The sequence below is a fragment of the Sphingopyxis sp. GW821-FHT10B01 genome (assembly GCF_059415685.1).
This window is the reverse complement of sequence record NZ_JBWKNS010000004.1, coordinates 539,409-554,770: the sequence shown is the minus strand read 5'-3', so window position 1 is coordinate 554,770 and position 15,362 is coordinate 539,409. Positions and strand designations below refer to the sequence as shown.

General features: G+C 63.1%; 16 protein-coding genes and 1 tRNA gene. 12 read left to right on the top strand and 5 right to left on the bottom strand.

What is annotated here, in order from left to right; translation table 11 throughout:
• Positions 1–154 precede the first annotated feature (154 nt).
• The 3 genes from AC07NV_RS15370 (at position 155) to AC07NV_RS15360 (ending at position 2,758) form a co-directional block, all read left to right on the top strand.
• Positions 155–1,297, top strand: coding sequence for an LLM class flavin-dependent oxidoreductase (locus tag AC07NV_RS15370; RefSeq protein WP_495167284.1), 1,143 nt, complete (start codon positions 155–157; stop codon positions 1,295–1,297).
• A gap of 116 nt (positions 1,298–1,413) precedes the next feature.
• Positions 1,414–2,334 (top strand): NAD-dependent epimerase/dehydratase family protein, encoded by a 921-nt coding sequence (locus AC07NV_RS15365; RefSeq protein ID WP_495167233.1) that lies wholly within the window; start codon positions 1,414–1,416, stop codon positions 2,332–2,334.
• Positions 2,327–2,758: a nuclear transport factor 2 family protein gene (locus AC07NV_RS15360; protein WP_495167232.1), complete on the top strand. Its 432-nt coding sequence runs from the start codon at positions 2,327–2,329 to the stop codon at positions 2,756–2,758. Before AC07NV_RS15365 ends, AC07NV_RS15360 begins: the two co-directional genes overlap by 8 nt.
• A gap of 216 nt (positions 2,759–2,974) precedes the next feature.
• Here AC07NV_RS15360 and AC07NV_RS15355 read toward each other — a convergent pair whose 3' ends face one another.
• Together AC07NV_RS15355 and AC07NV_RS15350 are read right to left on the bottom strand one after the other, a co-directional pair.
• Positions 2,975–3,325, bottom strand: a complete 351-nt coding sequence (locus AC07NV_RS15355; RefSeq protein WP_495167231.1) for a hypothetical protein — start codon at positions 3,323–3,325, stop codon at positions 2,975–2,977.
• A 292-nt stretch (positions 3,326–3,617) separates the two neighbouring features.
• Positions 3,618–3,758: a hypothetical protein gene (locus tag AC07NV_RS15350; protein WP_495167230.1), complete on the bottom strand. Its 141-nt coding sequence runs from the start codon at positions 3,756–3,758 to the stop codon at positions 3,618–3,620.
• Positions 3,759–3,991: 233 nt separating this feature from the next.
• Here AC07NV_RS15350 and AC07NV_RS15345 point away from each other — a divergent pair, with 233 nt between their 5' ends.
• Positions 3,992–4,702, top strand: coding sequence for an EthD domain-containing protein (locus AC07NV_RS15345; RefSeq protein ID WP_495167229.1), 711 nt, complete (start codon positions 3,992–3,994; stop codon positions 4,700–4,702).
• A 405-nt stretch (positions 4,703–5,107) separates the two neighbouring features.
• Positions 5,108–5,635 carry a nuclear transport factor 2 family protein gene (locus AC07NV_RS15340; RefSeq protein ID WP_495167228.1) on the top strand — a complete coding sequence of 176 codons (528 nt, stop codon included), beginning with the start codon at positions 5,108–5,110 and terminating at the stop codon, positions 5,633–5,635.
• A 125-nt stretch (positions 5,636–5,760) separates the two neighbouring features.
• Here the strand turns inward: AC07NV_RS15340 and AC07NV_RS15335 are convergent, their stop codons facing one another.
• Positions 5,761–6,717 (bottom strand): ABC transporter substrate-binding protein, encoded by a 957-nt coding sequence (locus AC07NV_RS15335; protein ID WP_495167227.1) that lies wholly within the window; start codon positions 6,715–6,717, stop codon positions 5,761–5,763.
• Positions 6,718–7,431: 714 nt separating this feature from the next.
• Between AC07NV_RS15335 and AC07NV_RS15330 the strand changes: the two genes are divergently transcribed.
• From AC07NV_RS15330 to AC07NV_RS15310, 5 genes are all read left to right on the top strand, one after another.
• Entirely contained in the window at positions 7,432–7,962 is a 531-nt protein-coding gene (locus AC07NV_RS15330; RefSeq protein ID WP_495167226.1) for a VOC family protein, read from the top strand.
• A 1-nt stretch (position 7,963) separates the two neighbouring features.
• The gene (locus AC07NV_RS15325) at positions 7,964–8,755 is read left to right on the top strand and encodes an SDR family NAD(P)-dependent oxidoreductase (RefSeq protein ID WP_495167225.1); all 792 of its coding nucleotides are present in this window, start codon (positions 7,964–7,966) and stop codon (positions 8,753–8,755) included.
• A gap of 3 nt (positions 8,756–8,758) precedes the next feature.
• A complete protein-coding gene (locus tag AC07NV_RS15320; protein WP_495167224.1) occupies positions 8,759–9,781 on the top strand; it encodes an alcohol dehydrogenase catalytic domain-containing protein in 1,023 nt (340 codons plus the stop codon).
• A gap of 17 nt (positions 9,782–9,798) precedes the next feature.
• A complete protein-coding gene (locus tag AC07NV_RS15315) occupies positions 9,799–10,479 on the top strand; it encodes a TetR/AcrR family transcriptional regulator (protein WP_495167223.1) in 681 nt (226 codons plus the stop codon).
• Between the two features lie 533 nt (positions 10,480–11,012).
• Positions 11,013–11,498, top strand: a complete 486-nt coding sequence (locus tag AC07NV_RS15310) for a nuclear transport factor 2 family protein (protein ID WP_495167222.1) — start codon at positions 11,013–11,015, stop codon at positions 11,496–11,498.
• 347 nt (positions 11,499–11,845) lie between these two features.
• Here AC07NV_RS15310 and AC07NV_RS15305 read toward each other — a convergent pair whose 3' ends face one another.
• Complete coding sequence (locus AC07NV_RS15305) at positions 11,846–13,084, bottom strand: tyrosine-type recombinase/integrase (protein WP_495167221.1); 1,239 nt, start codon at positions 13,082–13,084, stop codon at positions 11,846–11,848.
• Between the two features lie 165 nt (positions 13,085–13,249).
• A tRNA-Leu gene (locus tag AC07NV_RS15300) sits at positions 13,250–13,336 on the bottom strand.
• Positions 13,337–13,539: 203 nt separating this feature from the next.
• Here AC07NV_RS15300 and AC07NV_RS15295 point away from each other — a divergent pair.
• Together AC07NV_RS15295 and AC07NV_RS15290 are read left to right on the top strand one after the other, a co-directional pair.
• On the top strand, positions 13,540–14,478 hold the full coding sequence (locus tag AC07NV_RS15295) for a complex I NDUFA9 subunit family protein (RefSeq protein ID WP_495167220.1): 939 nt from the start codon (positions 13,540–13,542) through the stop codon (positions 14,476–14,478).
• Positions 14,478–15,278, top strand: coding sequence for an undecaprenyl-diphosphate phosphatase (locus AC07NV_RS15290; protein WP_495167219.1), 801 nt, complete (start codon positions 14,478–14,480; stop codon positions 15,276–15,278). The genes AC07NV_RS15295 and AC07NV_RS15290 overlap by 1 nt, the downstream gene beginning before the upstream one ends.
• Positions 15,279–15,362 lie beyond the last annotated feature (84 nt).

Sequence of the window (15,362 nt, the reverse complement as noted above, 5' to 3'; positions counted from 1 at the left end):
TGGAGCCTCGCCAGGAGTGTTGTCGCGCTGACCAAAGTCGCGCGATCGCCATCGGGAAAAAACCGCCGCCAATTGATCCAAACAGACGAAGTCCGCGGCGACATCCCTAACTTATGCTGCGCAGCATTATACGGCTGATGAGGATCGCATGACCATGAAATTTTCGATCATTTACGAAGCGCAGATGGTGGACACTTCGCGCGAAAATGAAGCGCGCTGCTTTCAGGAGATCATCGAACAATCGCTGCTCGCCGAGGAGATGGGGTTCGATACTGTCTGGGCGGTCGAGCACACCGCGCTCACCCAATATGCGCATATGTCGGCGCCCGAGACCTTCCTCGCCTTCCTCGCCGGCAAGACGACGCGTCTCGGCATCGGGCATGGCGTCGTCTGCCTCCCGCCCGCGATGAACCATCCGGTCAAGGTCGCCGAGCGCATCGCGACGCTCGATATTCTCTCCAGGGGCCGCGTCCATTTCGGCATGGGCAAGGGCGGGACGCAGCAGGAGGCGGGAACCTTCGGCTACGACCTGGGCGAACTTCAGCCGATGATCGATGAATCGATGTATCTGATCCCCAAGATCATGGTCGAGGACGAGATCGAGCATGACGGCGAGTATATTCAGATCCCGCGCCGCCCGATCCATCCCAAGCCGTATCAGGATCCGCACCCGCCGCTCTATATGGCGTGCACGCGCGCCGATGCGCTGACGACCGCCGGCGCGCGCGGCATCGGCGCGCTGGTGCTCGGCTTCGCAGGCCCCGACGACATCGCGGCGAAGAATGCGATTTATCGCGCGGCGTGGGCCAATCGCAAGGCCGAGGACCAGGTCGGCTTCCGCCCGACCGAACATCTCGCCGCGCTCTGTCCGGCGCTGGTGCTCGATGACCGCGAAAAGGCGCGGCGCATCGGCCTGCGCGGTCAACGCTTCTTCGTCGAGTCGATCGGCTACTGGTATCAGGGCGGTCCCAAGCCGACGGTCGAGGATCTGTCGGGCGACGAGCAGGCGGCGATCCTCCAGCAGGAAAAGGCGGCGGTCGTCGCCTATCTCTCCGAAGAAAAGATCAGCATCGGGACCGAGCATACCGGCGCGTATGAAGAGGTGCAGGACGCCTATGGCACGACAGAGGACTGCATCCGCTACGTCCAGCGCCTGTTCGACGCCGGCGCCGACGAGATCCTCTTTCTCTTCCAGATGGGCGCGGTGCCGCACGACGTGATCCTCGAAACCATCCGCAACATCGGGACCCACGTGATCCCGCATTTCAGGGCCCAGGCCGCGGTGGCGGCAGAATAGAGGCTTCCGCGTCGGCCCGGCGAACGGCTTCGCCGGGCACCTTCGAGTGGATGGACAGCCGCTGAGAAGGACATGAGAGCCCCACACAAGCCATCGGGCATCCCAGGAGAGATAGAATGAAGATAATCGTAGTCGGCGGCACCGGGTTGATCGGAGGCCATGCCGCCTTGTTGTTGCAATCGCGGGGGCATGATGTGACGATCGCCGCGCGCAACCCTGCCACGCCGGGGTCCGCCCTCGCCGATTTGCCCTTCCTTCGGGGCGATTATGTCGCCAACGATTTCACGCCGGCCGACATGGGCAAATTTGACGCTCTCGTTTTTGCAGCCGGCAACGACATCCGCCATGTCCCTTCGGGCGAAGGCGAGGATGCGCATTGGGAACGCGCCAATGTCGAGGGCGTGCCGCGCTTCTTCGCCGCCGCGCGCGACGCTGGCATCCGCCATGCCGTCAATATCGGCAGCTTCTATCCGCAGGCCTGCCCGCGCGTACTCGACGTCAGCGCCTATGCCCGTTCGCGCCAGGCTGCCGACGAAGGCGTCCGCTTACTGGCTTCGCCCGATTTTCGCGTGATGAGCGTCAACGCGCCCTTTGTGGTCGGCGCGGTTCCCGGGCTCGTCGTTCCAATGTTCGAGGCCTATACGCGCTATGCTGAGGGGCAGTTCGCTCCTATGCCGGCCTTTGCGCCGCCGGGCGGCGTCAACTTCATCTCGACCCGATCATTGTCCGAAGCCGTTGCGGGCGCCTTGGACAACGGGGTGTCGGGCACCGCCTATCTCGTTGGCGACGAGAATCTGAGCTACCAAGACTATTTCGGGCATTTTTTCCGCGCGGTCGGCAAGCCAGCGCCCGAAATCATCGATCAGGAGCATCCAATGCTCCCCGATGGCGCGCTGCTCGCGGGGCGCGGCAGCACGATCTACTATGAGCCCGACGCCGGCGAGGCTGCCTTGCTCGGCTATAGCAGGGGCGACATCGGACGTGCGATCGACGAGACCGTCGCGCAATATCGCACGAAGGAGCCCAGCCATGGGTGAAGTTACCCCCGCGGACGTAGTCGCGCTACGCCGGACCGCCGAACTATACGCCATCGGTGCCGACCGGCGCGACAAAGCGCTCTGGTCGTCAATCCTGACCGATGATTGCGTTATCGAGGGGCCGGGTTTCACCCTCGTCGGCCGAGATGAGGTGCTCGCCAGCCTCGATTTCCTCGCGGCCAGCTATGCCGCGACGCAGCACCGCGTCCACAACCAACTCGTCGAGGTGCACGGTGATAGCGCCGAAGGCGAAACCTCTAGTACCGCCGATCATCTCTCCCGCGACGACAGCGGGGAACGTCTGCTCTGTTGGGCGTTGCGCTATCAGGATCAGTGGCGGCGCGAGGATGGCGTGTGGCGCTTCAGCCGACGGACGCTGTTGCTCGATTGGCAGGAAACCCGCACTGTCCAAGGCAAATTGTGACAGAGGCTTTGGCGGGCAACGGCGCCCGGTAACGGACGCGATGTGCGCTCGCTTCCGCAAAACTGCTGGCGGAGGCCCTATGATTTAGCCCTTCTGCGGAATGGAGTGCTTGTCCGTCTGCAACGTCACCGCTTCGAAACAATACCTCGGCGAACCTCGGCCTTCGATGTCATTTTCCTTTGGGAAAGTGCGCCTAGCGTTTCCATCGCAATCAAGTCACCCGTGCGCATACATATGGTCTGCGGCAGATAGCTTAGCTTCCACATCAGCGCCATTTTGATCAATTTTGAACAATATCAGGAGATACGGATGACCCGAGACCGTAAATTGCTCCACGAGATTCTCCAATCGAGCGACGTTTATTTTGATCCGTCCGAGGCGAACAGCAGCCTTTATCTGTGTTTTCCATCCGGAACCGATCCAGCCCGCATAAACTCGGTTATCGACGTACTTCGCCAAGCGGGCGCGTGGCATGATGGGATCAAATCCGTCGCAGCAGATCAGAAACGGACTTATGCTGAGCAGATCGGGTTTGTTGAATGCTTCATGGCGGGGACCGGGAGCCATTCAGTGATCGCACTAAGAGCAACCCATCCCAAATTTCCGAGCCGCAAGGAGAGCTGGGAGGTCTGGCGCGGGCAGCTACTCCCCGACTGATGCGCCCCGCGGTCAGCGAGCACACCTACTATCGCTGGCGAAAAATGGCGGTCTGGAGGACCGATCAGCCGCGACGGATGAAGGGTCTGGGGAAGGAGAATATGCGGCTTCTACGAGCAATCTCCGGCCGGACACCGGACAAGCTGGTCACAGGAAGCGGCTCTGGGAAACGTCCCAGTCCCGTGCCGACGACCGATATCGATCACATGCTGTGCGCAGCTGCAGAAAGTCGATCCTCGGCAAGACCCATTACAGCGGTCAGGCCGATCTGGTCCGCCTGTTCCATCGCGGTGTTTCCGTTCTCGGCGGGCGCGTCGGCCGAAGCGCCGGACCAACGTCGCATCGCGTCGCCATATCTAGTCCGGTTGAGCGATGCGCGGGCGGGGGCCCGGGCGATAGGGTCGATGCGTACTCGCCCGTCAGACGCGGCCGGATGAGGAGCAAAAAGGTTACGGCCACCTAATCTCGAGGCCATTGATATCGCATCGCGCTTGGCGCCGTCGCAGCCGCCGCACGCGACGGGGGAAAGCAACAATCCCGTTACCACTTTCGACTTCGCAGCCTGAGGGAAGCATTATGGAAAAGATCATTTACGCTTTGTGGAAAGACAGCGCTGAGGAAAGCGCACGCTTCAACGCACGGCTGCTTGGCGACATCGCCTCGCGGCTCAGCGACACCGCGCATGCGGTGCGTATCAATGTTCAGGACGACAGCGTCGCGGCCGGCAATTCGCCGCGCATGACCTCGACCCGCCCGCAGATGGACGCCGTCATCCAGCTCTGGCTGCCGAGCGCGAACGAGCCCGAGCGCGCGGCGGTCGATGCCATTGTGACCGACGCGGCGCCGCGCCATGCCGCCTGGCTTGCGAGCGAATCCACCATCATCGCCAACACGCTGCATCCATCCACCCCCGGCGCGCGTACAGAAGGCTTTTCGCAGATCGTGTTTCTGGGCCTGCCGCCACGGCTGAACTGGGATGGCTGGCGCGACGCCTGGCAGCGCCAGCATTCGGCGGTCGCGGTCGATACGCAAGCCAACTTCGAATATGTCCAGAATCTGATCGTGCGGCCGCTGAGCTATGGTGCGCCCGCCTATGTCGCGATGGTCGAGGAATGCTTCCCCGCCGCCGCACTCACCGATGAAGCGGTCTATTTCGACGCGGTGGGAGACAGCGCGCGGCTGGCGGATAATCAGCGGCTGATGATGGAAAGCTGCGCGCGCTTCATCGATTTCGACCGGATCGACTGCATCCCGACCAGCCAGTTCGATATATCGAAAAGGACATAGCATGCCCAACATCGATGAATCGCTACACTGTCGACCCCGATGCCATCGCCCGCTCGGAACGCGTCGAGATCGACGCTCGCGATAGGCCACTGGTCAATATGACGATCAAGCTCAATACGGTCTTTCCCGATTGCGAATATGTCTGCACGTTCGAAGTCGAACGGCTGCTGTCATGGGATCTGCCGCATGACGAAGCCTGGCCCCATCCGGCGCGGCGCGAACAAATCATCGAGCCGCTGGATAAAAATGCCGGTGCCAATCATTCAACCGACGTCTTTCCGGGGGCCCCAACAGCATTCACGCCATGCACTTTACTGCCCCCTGGGGACACGGGCTTTCGACGACAGCTAGCACTCAAGGCGCGCGCCGAAGCCCTGCACGCAGCCGCAGACGAGAGGAGCATTCATGACCTACACACTCCAGGAGCTTTCCGACATCGAGGATATCCGAATACTCAAGCATCGCTATTTTCGTGGTATCGACACGGCCGACGGGGCTTTGCTCGCCGGTCTATTCACCGAGGATGTCAGCGTCGACTATCGCGGCGGCAGCTATCGCGTCCGCTTGGACGGACGGGAGAATATGCTCGAATTTCTCGCCAACGCCTTTCATTCGGGAGCTCTTGCCATGCATCATGGCCATATGCCCGAAATTCGCCTGACAAGCGACAGTAGCGCCGAGGGCATCTGGTATCTTGAGGATATCTTCATCGATATCGAGGCAGGCACGCAAATGTTGGGCAGCGCCATTTACCGCGACCGATATCTGCGCGTGGGCGACAATTGGCAGATCGCGCACACCGAATATGACCGGGTAATGGAAATTGTATTGCCCCTTGCCGAAAATGCCGAAATCGTCGCACATCATCTCGCGCGTGCCGGGCGGAAGCCCGCCGAGCGAACCGATATCGCGCATCTCGTCGGCTGGGGGTAGCCCTTCTGGGAAACGTGAGTGCTTATCCGTCTGGAAAAGTCTCCGCTTCGAAAGAATGCCTCTGCGAACCTCAGTCGCGTTCCCAGGCAAGGCAATTGAGCCCTAGCCGTCGTTCGCCGGCTCCCTCAACTTAACCGCGCGCTCTTCGGCGGCAGGAATGCGCGGGTGAAGATGCTGCCTGTTGTCGGGGTTCGCGGGAGGGATTTGGTTTCGACCATCGCGGCGATCGCACGCGACAGGCGTGCGTCGCTGGCATCGCCAATACCCAGCGCGGCGCGTTCTGCATGGTTCATTTCGTGGCGCAGCGTTTCGGTGAGGCGTGATAACTCCACTTCGCGGCGCAAACCCGAATCGCGGCGCATCACCGCCGCCACGGCGGCTTCCGGATCGCGAGCGGCATCGACCACGCCGCGATTGAACGCTCGCACGATCCGCTTCACATCGCCGGCGTGCGTCGCCACCATATCCGCCGACGCCATTATCGCGCTGCCGTAGAAATCGGGCAACACCGCATCATAGCGCAAGAAGCGGAGGCGGTTTTCGGGATCGAGACCTGCGGTCAGCGCCGCGGCGGTTTGCGTCGTGAAATAACCGAAGACGCCGTCGCTCTTTCCCGCAAGCATGTCGGTGACGAGTTCGGTCATGCTGGCATCGGATGGAACGACGGTGATCGCAGCGGGGTCGAAACCGGTAGCACGGGCGTAAGGCGGAAAGGTGCCGAGGGCGACATCGGTCGGATGCGCCGCGATCCGTTTTCCGGCCAGATCCTGCAGTGAGCGGATCGGTCCATCAGCCGCAACGCCAATGACAGAGGGGGACTGGTTGAACATCATATAGACGCCGACCGGAACCCTGGCGGGCGTTGTGCTGTTCGCCGCGACTTCGATCAACGCATTGATGTCGCCATAGCCCAGGTCGAAGCCTTCGGCCGTCATACGCGGCGCGGCAGTGTAGGCTCCGCGCCCCGAAGTAAAGTCGATTTCTATCCCCTCCTCGCGCAGATACCCCTTGTCTTGGGCGATAACGAACCAGCTGTTTACCCCGCTGTAACCCGAGTTGAGCAGCATGCGATAGCGGCGCAAAGGCTTGGGGGGCGCCGCGTGCGCAATGCCGGGACAAGCGGCCCCCATGAGTGATGCCGACAGTCCCGCTAGCAATTGGCGACGGGTGGTTGGAACTGTAGCGATCCAGTCGGCCGGGAAGCCATCTTCTTGATCCCTGTTGTCAAACATCGCGCTCATCATGGCCTCCCCTTCTCGCCGCTTACCGCGTCGCAATGTTGTTGTGCCCAGCCTGCCGCTCCTCATCAATGGAAATCATAGACCAAAGCCAGCCAGCGCCAAGTCCGCCTCGGTCAGGCCAAATTGGATCGACTTGCGGTCGACAAAGGCATCGATGGCGGGGGCTGCCGACGGCGCGCCACCGCGAGCACCGACAGCGCAAATCCGGACAATCCCCACCCCTGATAGCCCGCCCCCATCATCCCGCAACGCTGCGGCGCATGCGGCGCGCGGAACAACGTATCGGGGAGCGCATCCGGCGGTTCAAGGACTGAGTCTCGACCGTTCCATCTGTATGCAACACAGCTCCTCATGTCGCCGCGAATTTTCGGTCGCCCTTTCTCCGATCAGCGAAAACATGGACCGTTTTCATCCGAACATCTGGTCAACTGTGTCTGACGGAATCGAACCGCACCAGCATTCGGGCTCACTCACCGAACCAATTGACCATACTAATAGTTCACTATAATCCAGCAAGCAATCCCATGAGGTCGGAACAGAAGAAAGGGGAACCGGGTGGCAGATGCAATGTTGGGGGCAATCGATCAGATCGGTTTTGTAGTGGCCGACCTCGATCCGTCGATCGCCGCCCGGGTGCGCACGCTCGGCATCGGTCCCTGGACCGTCTTTCGCGGCGTGACGCTCGACGGACGTTTCCGGGGACAGCCGACGCAGGTCAGGATGCACGTCGCACTCGCCTATCAGGGCGATGTCCAGATCGAGCTGATCCAGCCGGTCGACGACGCCCCCTCCCCTTACCGCGGCGCCAACGGCGCCCCGCTTTGCGGGATGCATCATATGGCGTGGATCGTCGACGACCTCGACGCGGCGGTGGCAAGCGCGGCCGCGCGCGGATTGTCGGTGGTGTTCGAGGCGTCGACCCCCTCGACCCGCGTCGCCTATCTGGAGGCCGAAGGCGACGCCGACGTCCTCTATGAATTCATCGAAGGCGCCGGAATGCGCGAGATGGTCGCCGCCGGCATCACCGCGGCGCAGCGCTGGGACGGCAGCGACCCGGTGACAACGATTCACCTAGGGGAGCAATGACATGATCGACGGACGGCTAGCCGGAAAATCGGCGTTGGTGATGGGGGTCGCCCCCGGCAATGTCGGCGAGGCGATCGCGCGGCGCTATATCGAGGAGGGCGCGCGCGTCACCGTCGCGGGCCGCCGCGCCGACGCGCTCGCCGAGGTCGCCGAGGCGATCGGCGCCGACCGCCAGCTTTGCGACATCACCGTCGAAGGCGATCCCGAACGGCTGGTCACGGCCGTCGCGGCGCGCCATGGCGGACTCGACATCGGCGTCAACGCGACCGGCTGGGGGCTGCTCAAGCCTTTCCTCGCCATGACGCGCGAGGATCTCGACACGATGAACGCAGTCCAGTTCACGGGGCCGTTCCGTTTCTTTCAGGCGCTCGTCGCCGCAATGCCGCAGGGCGGGTCGGTCATCCAGATTTCGTCGGTGACCGCGACGATCATGTTCGACGATCACGCCGCCTATATGGGCACCAAGGCGGGGATCGACCATGTCATCCGCTGCATCGCGCACGAGTTCGGCCATCAGGGCATCCGCGCCAATTCGATTGCGCCGGGCGGGATCGCCGACGCGCCGATGTCGGGCGGCGGGCTGATGCTGGACAGCGTCGCCGCGCTCTATCGGCGCGAGGTGCCGCTTGGACGATCCACCCGCTGTGCCGACGTCGCCGACGCGGCACTATGGCTGGCGAGCGAAGAATCCGCCTTCGTTACCGGCCAGACCATCCATGTCAGCGGCGGCCAGACGCTGCGCCGCAACCCGTCGATCGGCGAAGTCTATGCCGCCTACGGCGCGGCGGGCTGACCGATGCGCGCAGCACTGTTTCAGGGCACAGGCCAGCCGCTGACGATCGAGCAGGTCGCCGACCCGCGCCCGAAGGCGGACGAGGTCGTGATCGCGGTCGCGCGAGCGGGTATCTGCGGGTCCGACCTGCACATGGCCGAATATGGCTTCGCGCCCGCGGGCATGATCTTCGGCCATGAATTTGCCGGGACGATCGTCGAATGCGGGACCGATGTGCGCGGCTGGGCGGTCGGCGACCGGGTGACCGCGCTGCCGCTCCATGCCTGTTCGCAGTGCGACGCGTGCGACGAGGGGCTGCCCGGCCTCTGCCGCACCGGCGTCTTCACCGGCACCTCGCCGCTCGCGCAGGGTGCCTACGCCCAATTTGTCGTCGCGCGCGCGACCATGCTGCAACGCCTGCCCGCTGGGGTCGGCTTCGATGAGGGGGCGATGGTCGAACCGCTGGCCGTCGCGCACCATGCGGTGGCGATGGCCGACCTTCGTGCTGCTGACGATGTGCTCATCATCGGCGCCGGGCCGATCGGCGTCGCGGTCGCGCTGTTCGCGCGGCTCGCGGGCGCGCGCAACGTCGTCGTCAGCGAACGCTTCGCCGACCGGCGCGCGCTCGCCACCGCGGTTGGCGCCACCGCGACGATCGACCCTGGCGCCGGGCCAGTCGCGGACGCCTTCGCAGCGATCGCCGATCGCCCGCCGCCGGTCGTCTTCGAATGCGTCGGCGTGCGCGGGCTGATCCAGCAGTGCATCGACCTGGCCGGCATCCACGGCCGCATCGTCGTCGCCGGCGCCTGTTTCCAGGAGGATGCGATCAAGCCGATCGCCGGGCTCGCCAAGGAGGTCTCGCTACGGTTCAGCCAATGCTATACCGAACGCGACTTCGAGGCGGTCATCGGTGCGATCGCCGCGGGCCGCGCCGACCCCGAACCGCTGCACACGCGCACCATCGGTTTCGACGACCTGCCCGCCGCCTTCGAAGCGCTTCGCACACCGTCGGCCGATTGCAAGATATTGATCGACCCCGCCGCCTGACAGGTTAGGGAACGAACATGAGCAGCGCCCGACCATCCTCTTCGTCACCGCGTCCCCGTGGCCTGCGGGCGGGCGGGCGTAACGGTTTCCAGCAGCAGCGAAAGGAACAGACGCGCGCGGCGATCCTCGCGGGCGCGGCGACGGTCTTTACGGCCACCCCCTATGTGTTCGCGACAATCGACGACCTGATTGCCGCGGCGGGGGTCAGCCGGGCCACCTTCTACACCCATTTCGATTCGAAACTGTCGCTGGCGCTTGCGATTTACGATTCGATCGAGAGCGATTGGCAGGATCTGTACGACGAACTGACCCGTATGACGCACCCCGATCAGACCGGGCTCGAGGACTGGCTCCGCCGCCTCGCCCATATCTATGTCGAACATGGCTATGTCACCTCGCTCGTGATCCAGCTTGCGACCTTCGAACCCAGCTTCAGGCAGCGGCTGCGCGACGACGGCGACCGACTGATCGGCACCTTGGGCGGCGCGGGCGTCGACGGCTTTCGAGCCGCCTTGTCCGGGGATGCCGAACGCGTGCGGGCTCGCCTGATCCTGCTTCGGCTCGACCAGATTTGCTCGGAACTTGCTGCGGGCGCCATGCTGTCGCCCGACGAGCGAGCGCTTTACATCGCGGTCGGTGCCGAAGAGCTCCGCCATTTTATCGCGACGAATGGGGAGGCAGCAGTGACCCGCGAATAGCGGACTACCCCGGCGCCGAATGATCGACGCCTTGGGCCGTTTTCTGCCGATCCACTTTGGGTTTGCAAGTCATCATGAGCAGCCGCTCGGCGCATCGTCCGCTCAATCCCTTTCCTCAATCCTATATGTGTGGAGTGGCGAGCTTCCGCCGGAGGGAGCCTTGAGCCTTTCGATAGGTTGCCAGAGATTTGCGACGTGGAGCGGGGCCAACGGATTGAGCGCGAGAACCCGCTCCGAGAAGCGCGGCGAAGCGGTTGCCGTATCGGCCTCGGGCGAGCCGCCGGCATTGCTTACGACAAGATCGAGGTCGGCGGCATCACAGGTCGCATCTCGTCAGCCATCCGCGCAGGCCATGCCGCGATCCTTCGGCACGAGCTTCAGCGCAGCACCTGATAGGTGGGCTGGCTGGGGAGCGCCGCATTCGGCATCATAGCCTCCCCACTTTTACGCAAATAGATCAATTTATCGCAAAATACGTTGCTTATGCGTTCGCGATATGCACGAACAAGGTGCTGATTGGACATAGGAGAACGATGGTGCCCGACGAAAGGGACATGACGGCGCTGCAAAGGCTGCTCGACCAGCGGGCGATCGAACAAATCTACATCCGCTATTGCGAGATCGTCGACACCAAGAGCTTCGATGATCTTCACGAGGTGTTTACGAAAGATGTGACGGGCGACTACACGCAGGCATTGGGGCCAGGTGTGATAAGTCCCGACCGCGCCAGCTTGGTCGCGTCGATGCACGCCAATCTCGGAAACGGCTCGAATTGCGGGTCGACGCATCACAATGTCGGAAATTTCCGGATCGCGATTCACGGCGACACCGCATCGGCAAAGGTTCATTATTATGCCGAGCATGTGGGACGGGGTGACTATCCGGACGAACATTATTCGATGTGGGGACAATATGAGGACGAGCTTGTCCGTACGCCCTCCGGTTGGCGGATCGGCAAGCGTATCTATACTTGCGCGATCAAACGCGGTCCCGTGGTGACAAGCGTCCGCGCAACCTGAATCGCATCGGAATAAGGCGACCCGGGATCAGATCACTCCGGCTCACCCAAGCCTGATGTGAAACCGAAGCGGATCACGAGCCCCCTATCTGAGCGGGACTTCCGTCTTTCGCGCATGACTGTTTTCGTTCAACTCTCTCAGAGACAAGCTCAGTCTATCTCTACAAAACTCTCGGATGCGACCCTCGTGAGAGTTGATGGGGCTTCGACCGCAGAGGACAGAAAAAGCTCCGTCGAAAGATGGGGCTTTTTCTGTCCTCTGCGGTCGATCCATCCCTCACGCCATCGCCCCTCGGGGTTTCCGGACGCGATCATGTCTATGATGCGAAGCGCCTCGACTGACGATGCTCAGCCCGCGGCAGCGCGCCGTCCGCCAAAGTCCGGTTTGATCAGCTTCGCGCCGCTGCGCAACCGATCGAGTTCGTCGGACCAGAATTGCATCATCGTGACCCGCTCGTCCCAATATTCACCGCGCGTGTAAGCACGCCGCACGCCATTGGTGTCCATATGCGCAAGCTGGCGCTCGATCGCATCGGGATGAAAGCGCCCGGTTTCGTTGAGCAGCGTTGCCGCCATGGCCCTGAAACCATGGGCAGTCATTTCATCCTGCCCGAACCCGAGAGCGCGAAGGGCCGCGTTCACCGTGTTCTCCGACATCGGCCGGCGGTCCGTGCGGAACGAGGGGAAGCAATAACGCCCCGCGCCGGTCAACTCCCAGAGCTCTTCGAACATCCCTACCGCCTGGGTCGAGAGCGGCACCCGGTGCGCGCGCCGCATTTTCATCTTCTCCGCGGGGATGTTCCAGATGGATCGGTCGAAATCGAACTCGCTCCATTCGGCCTGGCGCAGCTCGCCGGGACGAACGAACAAGTGCGCCGACAGCCGAAGTCCGAACAGGGTAATCGCGTGGCCGGAATAGCCTTCGATCGCGCGCATCAGCTCGCCGGCGCGGTTCGCGGTGGTAATCGCAGCGAGATGCTTGGGCTTGGGCACCGTGAGCGCGCCGCGCAGATCGCTCGTCGGGTCCCGCTCGGCGCGCGTCGTGGCGACGGCATAGCGGAACACCCGTCCGAGGACGCTGCGCATCCGGCGCGCGCTCTCGTAGCGGCCGGTCGCCTCGACCGACCTGAGAACGAGGAGCACCTCGTGAGGGGTGATCTTGGCGATCGGACGTGCGCCGATCTTCGGATACGCCTTGTCGAGCAGCCAGCGGATTTTGCTGAGCGTGATTTCGGCCATGCCTTCCCGCTCGTTCTTCTCAATCCATTCCTTCGCCACGGTCTTGAAGGTGTCGTTCTCCGCGACGCGAGCCTTGGCCATCAGGACCTTCCGCTCGTGCGACGGATCGAGACCGGCGGCAATCAATTGACGCGCTTCATCCCTGCGCGATCGAGCCTCGGCCAAGCCGACGTCCGGCCAAGCCCCGAAAGCAAGCGTCCGGTGCTTTTCGAGATAGCGATAATTGAAGCGCCAAAGCTTCGAGCCATTCGGGCGAACAAGGAGATAGAGACCACGGCCATCGGACAGCTTATAGTCTCGATCTCGAGGTTTGGCGTTGGCGACGGTCGTGGCAAAAAGGGTGCCCATGGGAGATACTGTCCTCGCTAAAGGACGGAATCACACCCTCGGATATACCCACTTTGTTCCCGATTGGTGCCGTATCCGCCCGGATTTGACCGGACGGCTATAGCACAAAAAATGGCTGAAATCTCCCGTTTTTCGGACGTCCTCGGACACCCTCGGGAGAACAAATGGTGCCCAGAAGAGGACTCGAACCTCCACGACCTTGCGATCGCCAGCACCTGAAGCTGGTGCGTCTACCAATTCCGCCATCTGGGCACGGGGTAGGAGCGGGCGCTTAGCGGGGCGTCCATCGGCTTGTCAACTGCGGCGCGCGAACCAAGATGCATTTTATCGCAAAGCCGCGGGTTTTGCGCCGGAAAGCCGCCTTCGCCCCTTGCCCCCTTCTCCGCTTCGCGGCATGGGGAAGCCGTGCGGCGCGCCCTGCGCCGGTAAAAAGAATCACGGAACAGGCGGACGCGATGCAGAAACTCGACGGGCAATTGATCACGGTGCTGGGCGGCGGCGGCTTTCTCGGCCGCTATGTCGTGCAGCGCCTGCTCGCACGCGGCGCCCGCGTCCGCATCGCGCAGCGGACCCCGCGCGCCGCAACCTTCCTGAAGCCGCTCGGCGGGCTGGGCCAGACGCAGTTCGTCGCGGCCGACGTCCGCAGCCCCGCCAGCGTCGCGCGCGCGGTGCAGGGCAGCGATGCCGTGATCAACCTCGCCGGCGCATTTGACGATATGCAGGCGGTGCAGGCCGATGGCGCGGGCCATGCCGCCGCCGCCGCCAAGGCAGCCGGTGTCCCCACCCTCGTCCATGTCTCGGCGATCGGCGCCGACCGCAATAGCCAGCCGGCCTACGGCCGCAGCAAGGGTGACGGCGAAGCCGCCGTGCGCGCGGCCTTTGCCGATGCCGCCATCCTGCGCCCCTCGATCCTCTTCGGGCGCGAGGACCGGTTCATCAACCGCTTTGCCACGCTGATCCGCATGTCGCCGGTCGTCCCGGTCATCGCGCCGAATGCGAAGTTCCAGCCCGCCTATGTCGGCGATGCCGCCGATGCCGTCGTCGCGGCGCTGGACAGCTCCGCCGCGGGCAAGCTTTTCGAAATCGGCGGGCCACAGGTTCTGACAATGGGCGAATTGCTCCGCTGGATCGCCGACGCCACCGGCCGCAAACCGCTGTTCGTCGATGTTCCCGACCTGGTCGCCTCGGCGCTCGCGTCCGGCTTCGGCTGGGCGCCCGGCGCACCGATCACCAAGGACCAGTGGCTGATGCTGAGCCATGACAATGTCGTTGCCGATGGCGCCGCCGGGCTGGCCGAGCTTGGCATCACGCCGACCTCGCTCGCCTCGGTGGCCGACGAATGGCTCGTCCAGTATCGCCGCCACGGTCGTTTCGCCGAGCTTGCTTCGCGATAATGGGCATCTGGCTGACCGCGATCATCCTCGGCATTGTCGAGGGCCTGACCGAATTCCTGCCCGTCTCCTCGACGGGTCACCTCATCCTCGCGACCGAGCTTCTCGGCTATGACGCGGCGCGCTGGGCGATTTTCAACATCGCGATCCAGCCCGGCGCAATCCTTGCGATCGTCGTCCTGTACCGGAAACTGTTCTGGGACATGTTCACCGGCTTCTTCCGGCGTGATCCGGTCGCGATCGCCTTTGTCCGTAACCTGCTCCTCGCTTTCTTTCCGGCGGTCATCCTGGGCCTCGCGCTCGGCGACTATATCGAGGTGCTGCTGGAAAATGCCGTCGTCGTCGCCTGGGCGCTGATTGTCGGTGGTTTTGCGATCCTGCTCGTCGAACGCTTCGCCAAGCCGAAGGAAAGCGGCGGGGTCGCCAACCTGTCGGCGCGCCAGTCGATGCTGATCGGCCTCGTCCAGTGTATCGCGATGATTCCGGGCGTCAGCCGCTCGGGCGCGACGATCCTTGGCGCGATGTCGCTGGGGGTCGACCGCAAGACAGCGGCCGAGTTCAGCTTTTTCCTCGCGCTCCCGACGCTGACCGGCGCGACCGTGCTCCAGCTGTTCAAGCATCGCGACGCGATCACCAGCAACGATCTCAGCCTGATTGCCGTGGGCGCGTTTGTTTCCTTCATCGTCGCATGGGCGGTCATCAAGGCCTTCCTCGCGGTCGTCACCCGCTACGGCTTCACGCCCTTCGCCTGGTATCGAATCATTGTCGGGGTTGCCGCCTTGATCTGGCTCGGCATGAGATAGGTCCGAAACGATACTAATAGACGAAAGATAATTGCGCGAACCCATTTTGATGCAAATTTGGCATCCATTTTAGGTTAGCAATAC

Excerpts from the sequence above, each read along its gene's own strand:
- AC07NV_RS15345 (WP_495167229.1), top strand. The coding sequence starts at position 3,992 with ATGGAAAAGATCATTTACGCTTTGTGGAAAGACAGCGCTGAGGAAAGC.
- AC07NV_RS15340 (WP_495167228.1), top strand. The coding sequence starts at position 5,108 with ATGACCTACACACTCCAGGAGCTTTCCGACATCGAGGATATCCGAATA.
- AC07NV_RS15310 (WP_495167222.1), top strand. The coding sequence starts at position 11,013 with ATGGTGCCCGACGAAAGGGACATGACGGCGCTGCAAAGGCTGCTCGAC.
- AC07NV_RS15305 (WP_495167221.1), bottom strand. The coding sequence starts at position 13,084 with ATGGGCACCCTTTTTGCCACGACCGTCGCCAACGCCAAACCTCGAGAT.
- AC07NV_RS15325 (WP_495167225.1), top strand. The coding sequence starts at position 7,964 with ATGATCGACGGACGGCTAGCCGGAAAATCGGCGTTGGTGATGGGGGTC.
- AC07NV_RS15295 (WP_495167220.1), top strand. The coding sequence starts at position 13,540 with ATGCAGAAACTCGACGGGCAATTGATCACGGTGCTGGGCGGCGGCGGC.
- AC07NV_RS15355 (WP_495167231.1), bottom strand. The coding sequence starts at position 3,325 with ATGGCTCCCGGTCCCCGCCATGAAGCATTCAACAAACCCGATCTGCTC.
- AC07NV_RS15370 (WP_495167284.1), top strand. The coding sequence starts at position 155 with ATGAAATTTTCGATCATTTACGAAGCGCAGATGGTGGACACTTCGCGC.
- AC07NV_RS15360 (WP_495167232.1), top strand. The coding sequence starts at position 2,327 with ATGGGTGAAGTTACCCCCGCGGACGTAGTCGCGCTACGCCGGACCGCC.
- AC07NV_RS15320 (WP_495167224.1), top strand. The coding sequence starts at position 8,759 with ATGCGCGCAGCACTGTTTCAGGGCACAGGCCAGCCGCTGACGATCGAG.
- AC07NV_RS15315 (WP_495167223.1), top strand. The coding sequence starts at position 9,799 with ATGAGCAGCGCCCGACCATCCTCTTCGTCACCGCGTCCCCGTGGCCTG.
- AC07NV_RS15365 (WP_495167233.1), top strand. The coding sequence starts at position 1,414 with ATGAAGATAATCGTAGTCGGCGGCACCGGGTTGATCGGAGGCCATGCC.
- AC07NV_RS15290 (WP_495167219.1), top strand. The coding sequence starts at position 14,478 with ATGGGCATCTGGCTGACCGCGATCATCCTCGGCATTGTCGAGGGCCTG.
- AC07NV_RS15350 (WP_495167230.1), bottom strand. The coding sequence starts at position 3,758 with ATGCGACGTTGGTCCGGCGCTTCGGCCGACGCGCCCGCCGAGAACGGA.